Raw genomic sequence first — 241 nt, 5'->3', positions numbered from 1 at the left:
GCTGGTGTTCCGGCGCGAGCTCTATGCCAGCGTGTCGTTCGCGGCGGCGTGGTTCTACCTGGGGTGTGTGTATTTCAAGGTGCCGGCAGAGCAGGCGATGCTGCTGACGTTGTTTGGCGGGTTCCTGGTGCGCTTGCTGGCGATTCGTTTCCACTGGGAAATGCCCAAGTTTCACTATAACGACCAGCAGTGAATTCGTGGGCCGCACAGCGGCCCCAGCTATTGAATACCGTGCCGGGCC

At 60.6% G+C, this 241-nt stretch carries 1 pseudogene; it reads left to right on the top strand.

Going from position 1 to position 241, the window contains the following annotated elements:
- A pseudogene (locus tag SB765_RS33090) lies at positions 1-193 on the top strand (trimeric intracellular cation channel family protein); the annotation flags it as partial.
- Positions 194-241 lie beyond the last annotated feature (48 nt).

The organism is Pseudomonas sp. SIMBA_067 (assembly GCF_046534675.1).
Lineage (GTDB): Bacteria > Pseudomonadota > Gammaproteobacteria > Pseudomonadales > Pseudomonadaceae > Aquipseudomonas > Aquipseudomonas putida.
Note: the sequence above shows the minus strand (reverse complement) of the source record. Positions and strands in the feature narration are given on the sequence as shown.